We start from the raw sequence: 18,417 nt of genomic DNA on the forward strand, positions 1-18,417 counted from the left end.
GGTAAGTCGTTACAAAGCGTCGTTGGCGAGATTTCCATGCCCTTCCGCCATGGCCACCACGACCTTGCGTGGCCCCTTGAACGGCGTGCGGGCATGGGCAACCAGCATGTTGTCGAGCATCAGTACATCGCCGGACTGCCAGGGAAAGATCACCGTTTCCTCGGCCAGCACGTCGCGAACCTCATCGAAGATGGCGTCATCGATGGGGCTGCCGTCGGCGAAGAAGACGTTGCGCGGCATGTCTTCGGGATCGAGCAATTCCTCGAGGCTCTCGCGCACTTCAGGCTGCAGGTTGGAGACATGGAAAAGGTGTCCCTGGTTGAACCAAACGCGCTCGCCGGTGACCGGGTGGGTTTCCATGCCCTGGCACAGCTGTGTCGTGCGCAGTTCGCCATCGGGCTTCCACTCCCAGCGAATGCCGGCTCGGCGGCAGAATGCCTCGACCTCGGCGCGATCGTCGGTGCCGAATACCTGCTGCCAGGGCACATCGAAGTCGCCGTAGTTGCGCACGTAGAGCATGCCGGGCTCGAAACGCTCGCGAATCCCTGCCGGCATGCGGCGGTAGATGGCGCGACTATCGGCAATGGGCGTTTCACCGCCCTCGGGCGCAGCCGTGACGCAGTGGAACCAGATCTTCATCGGCCATTCCCGGGTATAGGCCTGTTCGTTGTGCAGCGGGATATGCTGGTGGGCGGGATACTCGGTCGAGGTATAGATCCCCGCGGAAACCGCCGAGCGAGGCGTGGAAGCGAATTCGTAACTCAGTAACGGATGACCGAAGGCGGCGGCAAATTGCTGGAAATCCTCGACCGCCGGCACCTGAAAACCGCGCAGCAATACGCCACCGACTCGCGCCACGTGCGACTCGATATCGGCACGCAATCCGCCGAACGCATCCAGTAGCGGCTGTCCTTCATGATCGGCCGTGATCAGATGGGGCAGTTCCGAGCCGGCCGGCGCCTGGCGTTCGAACTCCCTCGTGGCATATTCCACTGATGTTGCACGGTTGCTAGACATGATGGGGCTCCTGGAAAGTGAGGCTTGGAAGTCCGCCCGGTGGCAGGTCCGCATGGGCCAGCGCGGCGACATACGCCGTTGGCGCGTGCAGCGCCCAGGCTGTTACAGGTCTCGGGATGGACAGGTGGAGATCGATTCGATAGCCGTGCCGCCGGGGCGGAGCGGGGGCAACAGAGAGCGCCTGCAAATGGTCGCCGATCCCCACCCCCAGGGCCTTGAGCGCCGCTTCCTTGACCACCCAGCGCTCGATGAAAGGCAGCGCAGCCTTGCCGCTGGCGTGGTCTCGCTGCTCGCGCGGCGACAGCACCCAGGCAACCAGCGCCGCGAGATCCGCATCGGGCTGGCGACGCTCGATGTCGATGCCGATCTCGCCGCACGGCGCCAGGGCAAGGAGGGCATATTCACCGGCATGGGAGACATTGAACGCCGGCCCATCGCCGTCACCCAGGCGCGGCTTGCCGTAGGCGTTCTCGGTGAACGTCAGCTCGTCCGCCGCGACGCCCATCCGGCACGCCAGCAGTCGCCGCAGGGCAGCACGCGTCGTCACCGAGCGCACCACATCCGCCGGATCGCGCAGCCGGCGCACCCGCTGCAGCTCCGTCGCGCTCATCAGCCGATAGTCGTCTGCGGCCGCCGGGGCGTTCAGGTCGAGCGCCAGTTGCCAGACCTCGAGCCCCGCGGGGGCGGATTCAGGTAGCGACAGGCGCTGCATCGGGCACCTCCACACGCTGACCGGAGAGGATTCGCTCGAGGGCCGACAGCACTTGCCGCTCCTGTTGACGGATGAAGAAGTGCCCACCATCGAACCAGTCCAGCGAGAACGCGACGTCGGTCTCCTGCCGCCAGGCGGCCATGCACGCGGGCTCGATGGCGTCGCCACGCCCGGCCAGGACATGCACCGGGATGTTCAAGGGAGCCGATTCGCGGTAGCCAAAGCTTTCGCATACCCGATAGTCGGCGCCCAGGGTATCCAGGGTGATCCGCAGCAACTCGGGGTTGGCGAACACCTCTTCAGGAGTACCGTCCTGCCGGCGCAGGTCGGCGATCAGGGCGGCATCGTCGTGCTTGCCGGGCAGGCCCTGTGTGTCGCGCCGCGCCGGTGCCGGGCTGCCCGAGGCCAGCAGCGCACGGGGCAGAGGCGCCCCGGCGGCGCGCAGGCGCTGCGTCATGCCGTAGGCCAGCAGCGCCCCCATGCTGTGGCCGAACAGGGCATACGACTCGAGCCTCCCATGCCCGCGCAGCTCGTCACACAGCCGGGAGGCGAGCCGTTCGAAGTCTTCGACGCAGGGCTCGGCGAGCCGCGTGCCCCGTCCTGGCAACTCGACGGGCTGCACGTCTATCCAGCCCGGCAGGCGGGCCTTCCAGCGCAGATACATCGTGGCACTGGCCCCGGCACAGGGCAGGCAGAACAGCGTCAGCGGCTCAGCCTGCATTCACCTGCTCCGCCTCGGTGGCGGCCTGCTCGTCCATCCACTGGCGTAGCGAGAGCGGTCGCATGTCGGTCCAGGTCTTCTCCACGTAGTCCAGGCAGGTCGCCTTGTCGCCGAGCACGCCGGTATCCGCCCAGCCCTCGGGAATCGCCTTCCATTCGGGCCACAGGGAGTACTGCTCTTCGTGGTTGACCAGGACGCGGAAGGTCTCGCCCTCGCGATCGAAACAGCTTGTCATGATGCTTACCTCGTCATCGCATGAACGCCAAGAAGCGAATGTGATTGCTTCTCATTTCAAATGACGGGTGAGGCGGGTCAGAATTTAGCGATCAGGCAAAAGAGATCGCCGGGAGGGAGAGATCAGGCGGGCCAGGAAAATGTCAGTGGCGCTCATCCGCCGGCGGGATCAGCCCGGTCAGCGACCATAACCGCTCGGCCTCACGATACGCCGCACGGTTCCCCGGGGAGGCCGCCAGCCAGGCATGCAACGCCTGACGCTCCGCCTCGTCCAGGTCGCCGTCATGCTGACGCATGAGCCAGCCCAGCGCCGTCTGCCAGGCATCATTATCGTCATCGTTCATTGTCGCCGTCATGCCTCGCCAAGGTTGCGGCCCTACCCACGGGCTTTACACCATCGTAACAAAACGGCGGCCGGGAATGAGCCGGCAGGAATCAACCGGTCTGCAACGAATCCCGGCAGTGACTGAGCGCATCGCGGATCATGAAGTTGACCAGCGTGGTCGATACCCCCAGCTGCTCGGCCACTTCACGCTGGGTGTGCCCGCCCATGCGATACAGCTCGAAGGCCCGACGCGTGCGTTCGGGAAGTTCGTCCAGCGCCCGCACGACCCGCTCCATGGCCTGGCGATCGATCTCGATCGCCTCGGGGGAGCCTGTCGGCGCGGCCACCGCCGCGCCCTGCTCCTCTGCCCTGAACAGGGTCGACTCGAACTGGCAGCGCCGCTGCCGATCGATCGCCAGGTTGCGCACCACACGGCAGGCATAGGCCAGCGGTTGCTTGATGGCGAAGGCGGACTGCGCCTGTGAAACCTTGAGATAGGCATCCTGCACGACATCGTCGGCCTGATCCGGCCCCAGGATCCTCGTCGCCAGCTTGCACAGTCGCAGCCTGTGGTTGGCGAAGACATCCTCGAGCTCGGCATTCCATTCATGTGCATCCACTGTCCGGCCTCCTGCCTCGAGAGATCTTGCACTAATATGATAATGATAAACATTATCATTAAAACCTCAAGACAGATTACCCCCCCAGTACTCATCACTGCATCAAGACCAGTTGCATAGCCCCCATGACCATGTTGACCTCATTCTTGGCAATTCCCACCCCACTAAACAGGATCACGCGCCACTGAAGACGCTGACCAACAAGGGCGTCGCAAGGCCACTCCACAGTGGAAAGCCTGAAACGAGACATCTCATATTATGGGACGTTAACGCACACCTGATTGCGCCCACCGTGCTTCGCCCTGTACAGCGCTTCGTCGGCCCGTTTGAACACATTTGGATACGTATCGGTAGACTGCCATTGAGTGACGCCGCTGCTGATCGTGATGAAAAGCGTGGGCACTCCTTCGATAGGAACCGGCATCGATTCGACCTTCGATCTCACACGTTCCATCACGCTGCGGGCCACGTCCAGTGACGAATTATTGATCATGACGACGAATTCCTCACCGCCCACGCGGGCCGCGAAGTCGCCCGCTCGGGCGCGAAGGATGTCAATGAAGAGTTCAGAGAGCCAAACGATGACCTGGTCGCCAATGTGGTGCCCATAGGTATCGTTGATGGTCTTGAAATGATCGATGTCGATGACGGCGAGACAAATGCCGCCGCGTTGAACATCGGGGCTATTGACTAGCGTGTTGACATAATCATTGAGATACGCACGGTTGGGAAGTCCCGTCAGCTGATCCTTTCTTGCCTGGGCTGCCATTTCATCGCGTTCTCGGCGCACCTGTGACAGATATTCGGAGTGCGTTACGATTCTCTCGACGGCCCCTACGATCAAGCGCACGAGCTCTACCTCGATATCGCTGAAGGGTTTCACGCGAGACTCGGCGCTGGAAAAGTTGACGGTTCCCCAGACACTGCCGTTGACGCGTATCGGAGCCCCAACATAGGTTTCCAAGCCAAACGTTTCATAGCAAGGGTGGCCTGAAAAGCGTATATCATTACCTGCATCAATGGTGTGGAAAACATCATCATGATTTAGCGTCAAACGGCAGTATGTATCCCCGAGGGGTAACACCGCCCCAGGCTCAAGCCCTTCCTCTCTAGATTCGCACCACATGATGGTGTATTGATCGCCTGTCACCTGGCTGACGATCGCGATATCCTGGCCCAGATAATCCAATGCATCACACAGCAGATTTCTTATAATCTCTTGTGTACCGACATCCGTCCTGTTGACAGCGGCATGAATGTCCTTGAGGAGATTGATCATTGCGCTATATTCCGAGACATCATTGATGACGGCATAGAACCCGCCGACTTCATCACCTAAAAAGTCGGGAATATAGCTGACATTGAAATGAAGCGATCGACCATCGGCAAGCGTTAGCCTATCTTCATAGTTGACTCTCTCGCCTTTAAGGGCCCTTTCAAAGCGCGGCACCACTCTCTTGAAGGACTCTTCGGTCATTACCGAGGAGACAGGCTTTCGGTACAACTCCTCACGAGTCAAACCGATGAAATCTTCATAGGCTTTATTGTTGAAAAGAAAGCGCCAATTTCTGTCAACATAAGTAACCATCATCGGCAACGCATCTGCAAGCTGATCGACGATCGCCTCTTCGGCTTCCAGGTTGGCATTCATTCGAGACACTTTGGCGACTACATTGCCCTCCTTGGCTTCATAGTATTTCCAGCGCAGACGGTGCTGGCGGTCTAAGTAGATACCATTTTTACCACCGGAAGGGAGAAATTTTTTGTTGGACGCCGACGTATAGTTTCTCAAAAAGTCGGCCCTCAAAATTTCCAAGTCGGATACAGTCGCTCCGAGCAGCTCTTCGCTCGGCACCTTGAAGATGTCATTGACAGCCCCCGCCACATCTTGGATCACGCCACCACGGGAAATGAAAAGGTAGGCATCTTCCAAGTCCTGCATGACCTGCTCGAACCACGCTTTCTCAGGCATGGGCTGCTCCCGGATCCTATCGCTGTCTTGGTACATGCAGCATATCTAGTGTGCCGTGTGTTTGTCATACTCTATGCCGATTTAATTCATGAGCAAAGAGAGCAACCAGCTGGCACTTCAATATATTCCACTAGGCATCCAGGTGATGGGAAAACCCACATTTCACCCCACGGATGTTTCTGCCTACAACCTCATTATAATTAGGCATTCCAGGTAGTCCGAATACGACATGAACAGCATGTGCTTGACACGCAGCCGCTCCGCGGTCATCCCTCAATGGCCGGTGGTTCACGCCCGCGTGGTGCTGGAAAATGCCAGGATGATGCTGTCCCGTTCAACGTACGCACTCTTCAAACCTCTTCCCAATGTACCCGGTTGCGGCCCGCTTTCTTGGCAGCGTAGAGCTTTTGGTCGGCACGCTTGATCGCCGGCTTCAGTGTGGTCTCTCCGGCGCTGACCATCGTCACGCCTAGCGAGGCGGTATAAGCCAGCACCGTGTCTTCTTTCGTGACCTGACCGATCTTGGCCGGGGTGGCCGCGATTGCCCGACGTAGCCTTTCGGCAACCTGCAGAGCTTGGTCTTTGCTCGTATTAGGCAACAGTACGGTGAACTCCTCACCCCCGATGCGACACAGGACGTCGCCGTCACGCAGCACCTCCTGAGTAAGCTCAGCGAAGGCTTGCAGCACCCAATCGCCCACGTCGTGGCCATAGGTATCGTTGATATCCTTGAAATGGTCGAGATCGATGGCCACCAGCGATAGCGGGGCGCCGCTACGCTCGGCACGGGCGATCTCCATGGCTGCCTGATCTTCCAGAGCACGACGGTTCCCCAGACCGGTGAGCGGATCGGTGAGCGCCTGTTGTTCCAACCGCGCTTCCATTGCCTTACGCTCGCTGAGATCGAACACCATGGTCCGAGAATACTGAAAGCCCTCCTCGGTCACATGCGCTTTGCCCTGAATGGCCACCGGCAGACGCGTGCCATCGCGACACAGCAGCTCGCACTCCGTTCCCCCCTCCTGTCCCTCGCCCAACACTTTCTGGAAAGCGGCATCAAAGGCCTCACGGCTCTCCGGCGTGACGAAGTCTCGGTAATGACGCTTGCCGATCACCTCGTCAGCACGATAGCCCAACCACTCGAGCTCGGTACGGTTGATGCGAATGACTCGCCCCTCACTGTCCAGCGAGTGGTAGCCACAGGGGGCGTGCTCATAGAGGTCCTGCACCTCGCCGGCGTACTGGCGGGCCTCGCGCGAGAACATCAGTGCCTGCTGGCGTAACTCACGTAGCCGGTAGTGACTGAACACCCAGAATACCCCGAAGGCCATCGACAACAGATAAACCAGGACGATGGCCAGCAACTGCACTGGGTTTTCTAACAGCACCCCCCAGAAACTGGGCCGCGGCATGAGAATGCCAAGATGCCAAGGCTGGGTGCCGGAGTCACTGATGATCATGCCCGCTTCGCTTCGATAATGCTGAGTGCGCAGATCGTGGCTGCGGAAAGCGAGTAGGTGATCGCTCAAGGTCATGCTGCCTTGGTTACGAGTAACCATGGCCGCCCAGGCGGCGGGCCATCGTGTTGACAGCAGTTGCCCGAAACGCATGTCGTCGGCATCGCCGCCAGGCAGCAACCACTGACCTTGGGCATCCACCAGCAGCGCCTGCCCTTGGTTGCCACGAGCATGAGGCAACGACGCCGTGAGTCTGGACCAGTCGAGCGTGAACATGAGCACGCCCAGGCGCTCGCCCCGCTCATCAACGATCGGCGTGGCGATATCGATGACGGTGGTCACCGGTGACGCTTGTTCGCCGGACGCCCCCAAGCGTGGCGGAGAAACATACAGGTCCCGTGAATGGAGAGTCATGGCCTTGTGGAAAGTGTCCGTGGTGTCATACGCAACGACCGGGGGCCGCGGCTGGAGTGGCAGCTCGGAGGTAGCCACCCACTCACGGCCCGCGGTATCCACTACCGCCATGCGAGTGTAGCGACCAAAATGCGTCAGCAGGGTACTAAACAATGTGTCCAGCTGTTCCCAATCGTGCTGCGACGCTCGATCCCACCTCGGCTCCTGGCTTACTGCTTGGCGGGACAGAAAACGCCTCAGCAGAGGATATTCCGCGGTAGACAACACCTGATTGAAACTCTCGTTCATGCCACTCAGGAGCAGGTCGTACTCGGAATTGAGCATCGCCTCGGCCGACCGGTGCGTGGCGTCGGTCCGCTCTTCCAGGTGCGAAATGAAGATGGGGATCACTGTCAGCGTGACCAATGCCATGGGGACCAAGACCGCCATCGCCAGGCGTGCCCAAAAGGGTTTGATGATCAAGGGCGAAACCTCGAAAAAGGCTAACCGCGGTCCATGCGAGTAAAGTCGTCCAAGATGTCTCGGGAAGTCGGAGAGGGCTTCCTCGCTGAGCGCACGCAGTATCCAGCACGAGCCGTATCGTGTCAGCTCGTCACGCATGGATAACGTAACGATATCGCCCTGCTCGTCAGGGCATACGCCACCGCCCCGCCCCGTAGATAAATGGCGCTGGTCGCCCCCTAGGTGCAACACTGCACACATATCCGTGCGGGTGAATCGCTGCGTTGCACGGTACTCCGAATTCTCACATATACAACGGTACGTAACGACCTATCAGGCACGCCCACAGGCGATTTCCATCGGTGCTGATATCGCCTCCTCTGGCTGCGCGGCCTATTGCCGCGAGCCGGTCATCCCTGGAGGCATCCGCAGCAGGAGGTCGTACTGTTGCACCATGACCTGCATGCGGCCTTGCTAGAGAGCCGGTTCGCGCCACAGAAACCGTCGATATCCCAAGACAGCCCCGGGATTCCTCAAAAGGACTCCCACTCGTCTACCTCTTGGCGAGGTTCGTTTGCCTTCTTGGGCTCTTGATCACGGTTCAGGCTGTGGTCCTCGTTCGATGGCTGCTGGCTGCTGGCATATCGCGCTTTGGCGACACTGCCGCGAGGCCCACGATCTTCTCGGCTACCAGGGCCACTCTGTGTCTGGGCATCGTGGCCCTGAGCCAGTGACTTGCGGCTGGCCGGTAGCGCCGTTGAGGAAGCTGACGCGTCTTCGCGGAGCTGGAAGGACGCCACCAAATCCGCCAAGCGGAAGGCCTCGTCTTCCAGCGATGCCGATGCCGTGCTGGTCTCCTCAACCAGGGAAACGTTCTGCTGAGTCGCGCTATCCATCTGATTGACCGCCGTCGAGACCTGGCTGATACCGCTTTCCTGCTCATGCACGGCACTCTGAATCTCCTGCATCATGGCCGTGACCTGCTGGATCGATTGCATGGTGGCTTCCATGTCTTCCCGCGTCTGGCCCGATTGCTCGGCACCCTCGGCGATGTGCCGGGTAATCTCTTCGATGATGGTGCGAATCTCCTTGGAAGATTCGGCGGAGTTGGCCGCCAACTTGCGCACCTCATCGGCCACGACCGCGAAGCCACGACCATGCTCGCCGGCCCTGGCAGCCTCGACGGACGCGTTCAGTGCCAGGATGTTGGTCTGGAAGGCGATGTTATCGATGGTGCCAATGATATCCTGCACGCGACGGGAGCTCTCCTCCATGGTCTCCATCAACTGCGAGGTGCGAAGAACGGCATCACGGGACTCCCTCGCTTTGTCGACCGTCTCCTCACTGAGTTGATTGGCCGTAGTGGCCGACTCGCTGGTCTGGCGCACCGTGGAATTCATCTGCTCCATGCTGGTCGCAGTCTCCTGCAACGCCGACGCCTGTTCCTCGGTGCGACTCGCCAAATCCTCGCTGCCAGCCGCAATTTCTCGAGAGCTGTGAGCCACCTGGTCACCGCTTTGGCGAAGCAGTCCGATGATCTCGATCAGGCGGACCTGCATGTCTTGCAGTGCCTGGTTCAGGAAGCTGATCTCGTTGCGCCCTTCCACGTCGATCTGGTTGGTGAGGTCACCCTTGGCGATCTGCGAACAAACCTTACTGGCTTGCCGCAAGGGGGCCACCAAGAGCTTCTGCATGCCAACGTAGGCCAGGAGCGTCAACACGGCTGCCGCCAGCAAAAGGAACGCCATCACCATGATGGCCTGCTGCACGTTGCTGTTGGCCTCCGCCTCCATTTCACCGGCTCGCTTCTCTGCGTACCCCGCAAACGCACGCACACGATTCGAGAAGTCGGGGCCAAGGGTGTTGAGCCGTTGGCGTTGCTGTTCTATTGCGGCAACATCTCCGCTTTCGACGGCCTTGACCAGTGCCGGCGTCACCATCTTCTCGAATCCCTCAACTACAGCCTTGAAGTAAGGATAGCGACGCTGGGCGGTTGTAATATTGGCCTCACGAAATCCTTCGAACCGATCTCTAGTCCGCTCAAGGCTTTCTTGCGTCTGGGCGAGTGCAGTAACCGCCATCTCATCGTCGTCACGCTGCGAGAACTCTTCGTAGCGCGCCATGCGCAGCCGCATCTCCAAGAGATTCGACTCCATGCGGTTAGCAGTGTTGGCCTGGTCGACACTGATTTCCGCCAGTTCGTTGACATCGCTTTCGAGGGCTAGCTGACCGCGGATGGAAAGCGTGCCGATGATGGCAGCCATGCCCACCATGATCAGCAATAGCGTCGTCAGTAGCGTCTTTAATGCTAGTCTGCGCATCATTCGTTCTCTTCATTATACTTAGGAATTGGGCGTCACATGGCTCCTATCGGCACGCGTTCCCTTGTCTTTAGTTGATTAGGGAGATAGTGCCTCTCATGGAGGCAGAGGTGCAGGCTGCAGGGGGCCGCAAGATGCGCAGATGGTCGTGGCCAGCCACTTAAGCCAGATGTGCTCGCGCATTTCGAGCGCAGGGCAGCGCCTCGATATGAGCCGATGGGACCAAGCTCTATCTGAAAAATGGACAAACGATGGCCAGACAATGCAAAAATCGGCGAAAAACGCACCGGGCTGGCGTTCCAATCGATTTTAGCGCCGTATGGGCAAGCACAGGGATTGTTAGACACAGCGTGCCGATGACGATGCGTTACGCGCACTTATCCCCGGACCACCTCAAGGAAGCCGTTCAACTAGGCCCCAAGATCGAGCGTGGACAAAATGTGGACACTGTACCGAAAGAAACGAACTCAGGAAGGAAAAAACGAAGCTAAGTGCTTGTTTTGTGGTGGGCCCAGGCGGACTCGAACCGCCGACCAAGGGATTATGAGTCCCCTGCTCTAACCAACTGAGCTATAGGCCCTATCGCAACGGGGCAGTATCATAGCGGAAGCCGATAAACGAGACTAGGGGTGATTGGCCCTTGGAGTTTAATTCCATCCCATGGAGGGTTTGGTGATGTATGAGATGAAGCGTATAGGGCGTCGCGCCGCTGGGATCGTCGCGCTGGGTCTGGCGGTTTTGCCGTGGGCGGCACAGGCGGATTGGCAGCTTGATCCGGCGCGCTCTCACGTCGAGGCGACGATCACCGAGATCACGTCGTCCGGCGAGTCGGTGCCGCATCATCATGCGCTGAAGCGCATGAACGGCCATATCGCGGAAGATGGCACGCTACGCTTGCCGGTGCGGCTCAATCAGACTGATCTTCTTGAGCAGCTAGGCGAGCTTCCCGTATGGATGCAAAGCCTGTCGGATACCGAGCTGACCACGGTGGTCACGCAGTTGGCCCCCAGCGTGCTCGAGAACCTGCCCGTCGGCGAGTCCCGTACCGAGACGCTGATGCTCAGCGTGGCGAATGGTGATGCCTCGCAGCAGGAGCCGTTGAAGGTGCGTTTCACGCGTGAGAGCGAAGACGAGATACGCGTGCGCAATGCCGACCCGGTGGCCCTGGATGGCACCGCCATCATGCAAAACCAGACCGCACGCACGGTGCTCGGCCTGCTCGGCTACCAGCAGATCGACGACGAGGTGCCGGTCGAACTCGACGCGGTACTGGTGGACCGCTGACGCATGCAGGACGCGCCCGATCTCCCCGCCGGTTGTCAGGACTGGCGACAGGCCTGGCCCTGGCCGCATACGTTACCCCACGTCGCCTGGCGAGGGGTGAGCTTCACGGCAGACGCGATATGCGAAGCGGCCTTTGCCGAGCACGGCATCGCCCTGCCGACGGGACTGGGGTCGGCCGTCGCCAAGCGCCGCGCGGAGTTTCTCGCCGGACGCCTGTGCGCGCGCGATGCCCTGCGCGCCGCAACGGGCCATGCCGAGGTGCCGGGAATCGCCGAGACACGGGCCCCGTGCTGGCCAGCCGGCACGCTCGGGAGCATCACGCACAGTGCCGGTTTCGCCGCTGCCCTGGCGGCACCGGCTCGCCATTGGCAAGGGCTGGGGCTGGATGCCGAGACGCTGATGCCGGCGGCACGCGCGGCGCGCCTCGCGCCGCAGATTCTCACGCCTTGCGAACGCGACTGGCGCGACCGGCTCCCCGCCGAGGCGCAGGCACTGTTCACCACCCTGGTCTTCTCCTGCAAGGAAAGCCTGTTCAAGGCACTGTTCCCGCTCGTGCAGCGGCGCTTTTACTTTCAGGATGCTGAACTCGCGGACTGGCAGCCCGAGGAAGGCCGCGTCACGCTTCGCCTTCTCACCACGCTCGCCCCCGACTGGCCTGCCGACACACCGTGCCATGGCCAGTACGTGGCGGCCCCACAGCGGCTCTTGAGCGTGATCGCGCTACCCCAGGCGCACGAGCACCCCGTGCATTCTTGAGCGAACCTGGGCCAGCCCCCTGTGTCTTCCTGCTTGTTGAACACCCTCTAATAATAATAATTATCGTTGAGTTTTGTTTTCTCATGCGTATGCTGTCACGCGCATACGAATAACACTCAATCTCAAGGGATCCGTCATGAAGAAGACACTCTCACTCGGCCTGGTCATCGCCACAGGGGGCGTGGCGCTTGGCGCCTCGGCGCAGGACACCGGGGAGACGATGGTGGTAGTCGGCACGCGCACCCCCACGGAAATCAGCCAGATTCCCGGGGCAGTCTGGGTCGTGGATGAAGCACAGATCCAGCAGCAACTGCGTTCGGGGCAGTCCCTGAAGTCGGCCCTGGGGCGGCTGATTCCGGGGTTCGACTTCGGCTCGAGCACCAACCGCACCAACTACGCCCAGAATTTCCGGGGCCGCGATGCACTGGTGATGATCAATGGCGTGTCGTTGAACAATTCGCGCAGCCTGTCGCGTCAGTTCGACTCCATCGACCCTTTCAACATCGCGCGCATCGAGGTGCTCTCCGGCGCGAGCAGCCTCTACGGTGGCGGCGCCACCGGCGGCATCATCAACATCATCACCAAGAAGGGCGAGCAAGGCGGGCCGCATTTCGAAAGCGAGCTGGGCCTGACCAGCGGCTTCAACGCCTCGGACGACCTGTCTCGGCGCGCCGCGCAATCGGTCTCGGGCGGCAACGAGCGCGTTCAGGGTCGACTGGCCGTGGCGGTGCAGGAAAACGGCTCGTTCTACGATGCCGACGGGGACATCATCAAGCCCGACATCGCCCAGACGGGACTCCAGGAAAACCGCTCCGTCGACCTGATGGGCACTATCGAGGCCAAGCTGAGCGACCATGAGCGCCTGGATATCACCGCCCAGTATTACGACTCATCCTTCGTGGGCGACAAGGGGCTCTACTACCCGAATTACGAAAGCGGCGCGGAATATTCGGACAAGATTCAGGGCAGCGAGGTCCGCGACGGCTATGACTCGGATGTCGACCCCGAGACCGAGCGGCTGTATCTCAACGCCAACTATCATCACGATGCCCTGCTCGGCCAGCGCTTCTATTTCCAGGCCTACCACCGTGAAGAGTCCTCGGTCTTCAACCCGTTCCCCGGCAGCAGCACCTTCACCGTCTCGGAACAGAACACCGACTTGACCGGCGCCAAGGCGGTCTTCACGGCATCACCGAGCGACCCGCTGAGCGTGACCTACGGGCTCGACGCCTCGCGGGAGGAATTCGATTCCAAGCGTTATACGCTGGCGCCTTCCGAGGGCGGTCTGGAACTCGATCAGATCGGCGTACTCGATCCGTATTATCCGTCGTTCCAGGCCGACACCCTGGCCGCGTTCGTGCAGGCGGATTATCAGCTCACCTCGAACCTGCAACTCTCCGGCGGCGCACGGGTGGAGCAAACCGATGTCGAGGTCGAGCCGCAAGGGGGCAACGACGGTGGCTCCAACGAGTACGATGTCTCGCTGTTCAATCTCAAGGCGCTCTACGATTTCCAGAACGGGCAGCAAACCTGGCTGGCGTACACCCAAGGCTTCGAGATTCCGGATATCGCCAAGGCGTATCGCGGGGTCAGCTTCGATATTTCGGACAACCCCGTGGATGGCATCAAGACGCAGCAGCTCGAGGCCGGCTGGCGTCTCACCGGGCGCGATTGGCAGTCGCAGATCGCCGCGTATTACAGCTGGTCGGACAAGGCGATCGACTATCTTTACAGCAACGATGGTGAACTCGAGATCGGGGTGACCACCATCGAAAAAGACGTGAGAACCTACGGCCTGGAAGGCAAGATCGAACGCTTCCTCGGCGCCCACTGGCTGTTCGGCTCGGCCTTCAACTGGGTCAAATCCGAGGAGAAGGTGGATGGTGAATGGGTCGACACCAGTGTCACCGAGGCCAGCCTGCCCACCACCACCTTGTATGGCGAATGGTCGGATGCCGATACCCGCGCGCGCCTGCAGGTCAACCGTGCCTTCGGCATCGACGACGCGTCAGGCAACGAGATCGACGGCTTCACCACGGTGGATGCCACCGCCAGCCAGGACACGGCCTACGGCACCTTCAGCCTGGGCATCAAAAACCTGCTCGACGAGAGCTACGTGACGATCTGGGGACAACGCGCCGCCGTGTTCTATGAAGCCTATGGCGCACAATCCCTGTGGGACCTCCAGGGGCGTGGGCGCACCTATACCCTGTCCTGGTCACACGCCTACTAGGTGATGTCTGGACAGCACAGGCGTCGCTTATGAGGCTCCCTGTCTAGAACCCGCACGCTCCCGACGGCCCGCTGCCCAGGCGGGCCGTTTCAGTGCGTTCGCCTCGCGACACACCGACACCAAGAGTTTTGATAACCGTTCTTATTTGAATTACGATTGCGCTCTAAGATTCTCCCGCTTGGGGTTCACCTGTAATGTTCAACGTCGACGCTGCCAGCTTCGAGGTCAACGGCCAGTGCCTATTGCACCCCACCGACCTCGCCTTCGAGGAAGGCAAGGTCTATGGGCTGATCGGCCACAACGGCTCGGGCAAGTCGACCCTGCTCAAGCTGCTCGCCCAGCAGCAAGCGCCGAGTCGCGGCCATATCCGTCTCGACCGGCGCCCACTCGCCGATTGGGGCACGCGTGAATTCGCGCGTCACGTGGCGTACCTGCCCCAGCAATTGCCGGGCGCCGACAATCTGACCGGCCGCGAGCTGGTGGGCTTCGGGCGCTATCCCTGGCACGGCCTGCTCGGTCGGCTCAACGGCAAGGACAAGACGCAGATCGACCGCGCCATCGCACTGACCCATACCGAGGCCTTCGCCGACCGCCTGGTCGACACCCTTTCCGGCGGTGAACGTCAGCGCGTCTGGCTCGCCATGCTGCTGGCTCAGGAAAGCCGCTTTCTGCTTCTGGACGAGCCCCTGGCGGCGCTGGACATCGCGCATCAGGTCGAAGTATTGGCTTTGATCCGCTCGCTGTGCCGCGAGTTGGGGCTGGGCGTGGTGATCGTGCTGCACGACGTCAACATGGCGGCGCGCTACTGCGACCACCTGATCGCCCTGCACAGCGGGCAGGTCTTGGCCCAGGGCGCCCCCCGCGACTTGATGTGCGATGCCACGCTGGAAGCCATCTATGGCATTCCCATGCGGGTCATGTCCCACCCCGGCGGCGAGCACCCCATCGCCATATTGCATTAGGGAGTCGATGTGAGGCCATTGTGGAACCGTGAAGGCCCGCGGCGCCCGCGGCTCGTCGTGCTGCTGTTGCTGATCGTGCTGGCTTGCCCGTATGCCGCTGGCGCCGACACGCCGCGCATCGCCACTGTCGACTGGACCATCGCCGAAACCCTGCTGGCACTCGGCGTGACACCCGTCGGCGTGGCGCAAACCGATGCCTACCGCGAGTGGGTCGGCGCCCCTTCCCTGCCTGACGAGGTGGTCGATATCGGCTTGCGAGCGCAACCCAATCGTGAACTGCTGGCCCAATTGAAGCTTGATCGAATCCTGATTTCGCCGATGTTCAGCCCCTTGAAGCCAAGCCTCGAACGTATTGCGCCGACGAGCACGGTAGCGCTCTACACTCAGGGCGACGATCTTTGGACGCGACTCAAGAAAGCCACCCGCAAGATCGCGGCGTTCGCCAATCGCGAGAAGCGCGCGGACACGCTGCTCGCCTCGCTGGAGGCGCACTTGGCCGAACTGCGGGACGGACTGAGTGACGCGGCCAAGGCACGGCCATTGCTCGTGGTGCAGTTCATGGATGCCCGCCATGTCCGCGTGTTCGGCGACCATAGCCTGTATAACGCCGTCATGCAGCGTCTGGGCCTGGAAAACGCGTGGCAGCGGGAGACCAATTTCTGGGGCTTCTCTCTGGTGGGACTGAAAGCCCTCGCCACGCTGGACGAGGCGCGTCTGGTCGTGGTCGACCCCATGCCCGTGGGCGTGGAAGAAAGCCTCGAGACGAGCGCCATTTGGCAACATTTGCCCTCCGTGCGGCGCGGCGGTGTCCTTACCCTGCCACCGGTATGGAGCTTCGGTGGCGCCCCCTCGGCGCGACGCTTCGCCGACAATCTGACCCAGGCTCTGCATCAGACGTCCCGCACCGCTGCCCACCGCGAGGCACCCGATGCGTAACTGGATTTCTCACTCGTTGCCATTTCCACACGTCATCGTCACGCCGGCACGCCTTTGCGCACTACTTGCGCTGCTTTGTCTCGTTTTGAGCGGTTTTTCTCTGGCAATGCAATTGCCTGCCGCGCAATGGGCAGAGGCGCTGTTCGCCCCCAATAGCACCCATATCGAACAGATAGTAGTGCATTACAGCTGGCTGCCACGCTGGACCATCGCGCTGCTGGCGGGCGGCGCCCTGGGCATCGCCGGGGTATTGATGCAGCAGGTACTGCGCAATCCCTTGGCCGCCCCCACCACCCTGGGCGTCGCCACCGGGGCACAGCTCGCCCTGCTGCTCGCCACGCTGTTCGCACCGGGGCTGCTCGTTCTCGGCCGCGAGTGGGTGGCCGTGGCGGGCGGCGGCCTGGCCATGGGACTGGTGTTTGCGCTGGCCTGGCGACGCGGTCTGGCGCCCATGGTGGTAGTCCTCGCAGGATTGGTGGTCAACCTTTACCTGGGCGCGGTCAGCACCACGCTGATCCTCTTCCATCAGGAAGAACTGCGCGGCCTGATGGTATGGGGCGCGGGCTCGCTCTCGCAGAACAGCTGGGATGGCGTACTCTATCTGCTCCCGCGATTGCTCATCGCGCTTGTCCTGGCCGTGGTCATGCTGCGCCCACTGGCGATTCTCGAGCTCGACGACGTCAACGCACGCAGCCTGGGAGTCTCGCTCAAGCACCTGCGCCTGGTGAGCCTGGGACTGGCGGTCTTCATCACGGCCTGCGTGGTCAGCGTGGTGGGCATCATCGGCTTCATCGGCCTGGCGGCGCCGGCCATCGTCCGCTTGCTGGGCGCCCGCACCCTGCCTCAGCGCCTGTTATGGGCACCGCTACTGGGGGCCTTGCTGCTGACGACCACCGACCAACTCCTGCAGCGCTTTTCCGGTGCCCTGCCGACGATGATTCCCACCGGCGCCACGACCGCCGCCCTCGGCGCCCCGCTGCTGTTGTGGCTGATCCCGCGCCTCAAGCTGGGCGGCGATCGCCCCCAGACCACCGCCATGCTCACTGCGCCACGTCGTCGCCACCCGATGCGATTGTACTTGGCATTGGGAGTGGCATTACTGGTCGCACTCGCGGCCTCTCTGCTGCTCGGCCAGGACGGCCAAGGCTGGGCCCTACCCTCGTGGTCGGTATGGCAAGCCACTCATGAGTGGCGCCTGCCGCGTACCCTGGCGGCGGCGGGGGCCGGTACGTTGCTGGCTCTGGCCGGGACCCTGATCCAGCGCGTCACCGGCAACCCCATGGCCAGCCCTGAAGTCGTGGGGATCAGCGGCGGCACCGCTATCGGCCTGATTGGCGTGGTCATGTTCGTGCCCGGCGTGGGGCTGGCGACGTTGCTGATCGCCGGCACGCTGAGCGCGTTGGTCACGCTGGGCGTGCTGCTGCTGATCAACCGCCGCAGTGGTTTCCAGCCCGAGCGCGTGCTGCTGACGGGCATCGCCATCACCGCCCTGTTCGATCCGCTGCGCAGCATCGTGCTGGCCAACGGCGACCCGCGCACGCAGCAGTTGCTCGCCTGGATGTCCGGCTCGACCTATTACGTCAGCACCACCCTGGCCGTCGTCGTGGCAGCAAGCGCCGTGGTACTGACGCTGGCACTGCAATGCCTGTCGCGCTGGCTGGACCTATTGCCGATGGGTAACTCCAGTGCCCGCGCGCTGGGCGTCAATGTCGACCGGGCGCGCCTGGCGCTGCTCGGTGTCGTCGCCCTGCTCACGGCCGCCGCCACGCTAGTGGTCGGGCCGCTTTCCTTCGTCGGTCTGCTCGCGCCGCACATGGCACGCCTGCTGGGCGCCTCGCGGGCACGCACACACCTTCTCGCCGCCGCCCTGTTGGGGGCGCTCTTGATGGTTCTCGCCGACTGGCTGGGACGCCAGTGGCTGTTCCCGCAGGAAATTCCCGCAGGCCTGATGTCCTCGTTGCTCGGCGGCGCTTACTTCATGTGGACGCTGCGGCGACTGTAGCGCTATGGGC

At 61.8% G+C, this 18,417-nt stretch carries 15 protein-coding genes and 1 tRNA gene; 6 read left to right on the forward strand and 10 right to left on the reverse strand.

What is annotated here, in order from left to right; translation table 11 throughout:
* Positions 1-9: 9 nt before the first annotated feature.
* From C8E00_RS03565 to C8E00_RS03615, 10 genes are all read right to left on the reverse strand, one after another.
* Positions 10-1,017 (reverse strand): TauD/TfdA family dioxygenase, encoded by a 1,008-nt coding sequence (locus C8E00_RS03565; RefSeq protein WP_133694661.1) that lies wholly within the window; start codon positions 1,015-1,017, stop codon positions 10-12.
* Positions 1,010-1,729 (reverse strand): 4'-phosphopantetheinyl transferase family protein, encoded by a 720-nt coding sequence (locus C8E00_RS03570; protein ID WP_166638242.1) that lies wholly within the window; start codon positions 1,727-1,729, stop codon positions 1,010-1,012. Before C8E00_RS03570 ends, C8E00_RS03565 begins: the two co-directional genes overlap by 8 nt.
* Positions 1,707-2,450 carry a thioesterase II family protein gene (locus tag C8E00_RS03575; protein ID WP_133694666.1) on the reverse strand — a complete coding sequence of 248 codons (744 nt, stop codon included), beginning with the start codon at positions 2,448-2,450 and terminating at the stop codon, positions 1,707-1,709. Before C8E00_RS03575 ends, C8E00_RS03570 begins: the two co-directional genes overlap by 23 nt.
* The gene (locus C8E00_RS03580) at positions 2,440-2,685 is read right to left on the reverse strand and encodes an MbtH family protein (protein WP_279586104.1); all 246 of its coding nucleotides are present in this window, start codon (positions 2,683-2,685) and stop codon (positions 2,440-2,442) included. The genes C8E00_RS03575 and C8E00_RS03580 overlap by 11 nt, the downstream gene beginning before the upstream one ends.
* 142 nt (positions 2,686-2,827) lie before the next feature.
* Positions 2,828-3,028, reverse strand: coding sequence for a FecR/PupR family sigma factor regulator (locus tag C8E00_RS03585; protein WP_133694670.1), 201 nt, complete (start codon positions 3,026-3,028; stop codon positions 2,828-2,830).
* Between the two features lie 91 nt (positions 3,029-3,119).
* The gene (locus C8E00_RS03590) at positions 3,120-3,629 is read right to left on the reverse strand and encodes an RNA polymerase factor sigma-70 (RefSeq protein ID WP_133694672.1); all 510 of its coding nucleotides are present in this window, start codon (positions 3,627-3,629) and stop codon (positions 3,120-3,122) included.
* Between the two features lie 256 nt (positions 3,630-3,885).
* Positions 3,886-5,601 carry a sensor domain-containing diguanylate cyclase gene (locus tag C8E00_RS03595; protein WP_166638243.1) on the reverse strand — a complete coding sequence of 572 codons (1,716 nt, stop codon included), beginning with the start codon at positions 5,599-5,601 and terminating at the stop codon, positions 3,886-3,888.
* 350 nt (positions 5,602-5,951) lie between these two features.
* A complete protein-coding gene (locus C8E00_RS03600; protein ID WP_133694676.1) occupies positions 5,952-7,934 on the reverse strand; it encodes a sensor domain-containing diguanylate cyclase in 1,983 nt (660 codons plus the stop codon).
* Between the two features lie 512 nt (positions 7,935-8,446).
* Complete coding sequence (locus tag C8E00_RS03605; protein WP_133694679.1) at positions 8,447-10,237, reverse strand: methyl-accepting chemotaxis protein; 1,791 nt, start codon at positions 10,235-10,237, stop codon at positions 8,447-8,449.
* A 500-nt stretch (positions 10,238-10,737) separates the two neighbouring features.
* A tRNA-Ile gene (locus tag C8E00_RS03615) sits at positions 10,738-10,814 on the reverse strand.
* A 95-nt stretch (positions 10,815-10,909) separates the two neighbouring features.
* Here C8E00_RS03615 and C8E00_RS03620 point away from each other — a divergent pair.
* The 6 genes from C8E00_RS03620 (at position 10,910) to fhuB (ending at position 18,407) form a co-directional block, all read left to right on the forward strand.
* On the forward strand, positions 10,910-11,518 hold the full coding sequence (locus tag C8E00_RS03620; RefSeq protein WP_133694681.1) for a hypothetical protein: 609 nt from the start codon (positions 10,910-10,912) through the stop codon (positions 11,516-11,518).
* Between the two features lie 3 nt (positions 11,519-11,521).
* Positions 11,522-12,274 (forward strand): 4'-phosphopantetheinyl transferase family protein, encoded by a 753-nt coding sequence (locus C8E00_RS03625; protein WP_133694684.1) that lies wholly within the window; start codon positions 11,522-11,524, stop codon positions 12,272-12,274.
* A 136-nt stretch (positions 12,275-12,410) separates the two neighbouring features.
* A complete protein-coding gene (locus C8E00_RS03630) occupies positions 12,411-14,507 on the forward strand; it encodes a TonB-dependent receptor (protein WP_133694686.1) in 2,097 nt (698 codons plus the stop codon).
* 194 nt (positions 14,508-14,701) lie between these two features.
* Positions 14,702-15,469 (forward strand): ATP-binding cassette domain-containing protein, encoded by a 768-nt coding sequence (locus C8E00_RS03635; protein ID WP_133694688.1) that lies wholly within the window; start codon positions 14,702-14,704, stop codon positions 15,467-15,469.
* Positions 15,470-15,478: 9 nt separating this feature from the next.
* Complete coding sequence (locus tag C8E00_RS03640) at positions 15,479-16,405, forward strand: ABC transporter substrate-binding protein (protein WP_133694691.1); 927 nt, start codon at positions 15,479-15,481, stop codon at positions 16,403-16,405.
* A complete protein-coding gene (gene fhuB, locus C8E00_RS03645; protein WP_133694693.1) occupies positions 16,398-18,407 on the forward strand; it encodes a Fe(3+)-hydroxamate ABC transporter permease FhuB in 2,010 nt (669 codons plus the stop codon). The genes C8E00_RS03640 and fhuB overlap by 8 nt, the downstream gene beginning before the upstream one ends.
* The last annotated feature ends 10 nt before the right edge of the window (positions 18,408-18,417 follow it).

It is taken from the genome of Chromohalobacter marismortui (assembly GCF_004364315.1).
Classification (GTDB): Bacteria; Pseudomonadota; Gammaproteobacteria; order Pseudomonadales; family Halomonadaceae; genus Chromohalobacter; species Chromohalobacter marismortui.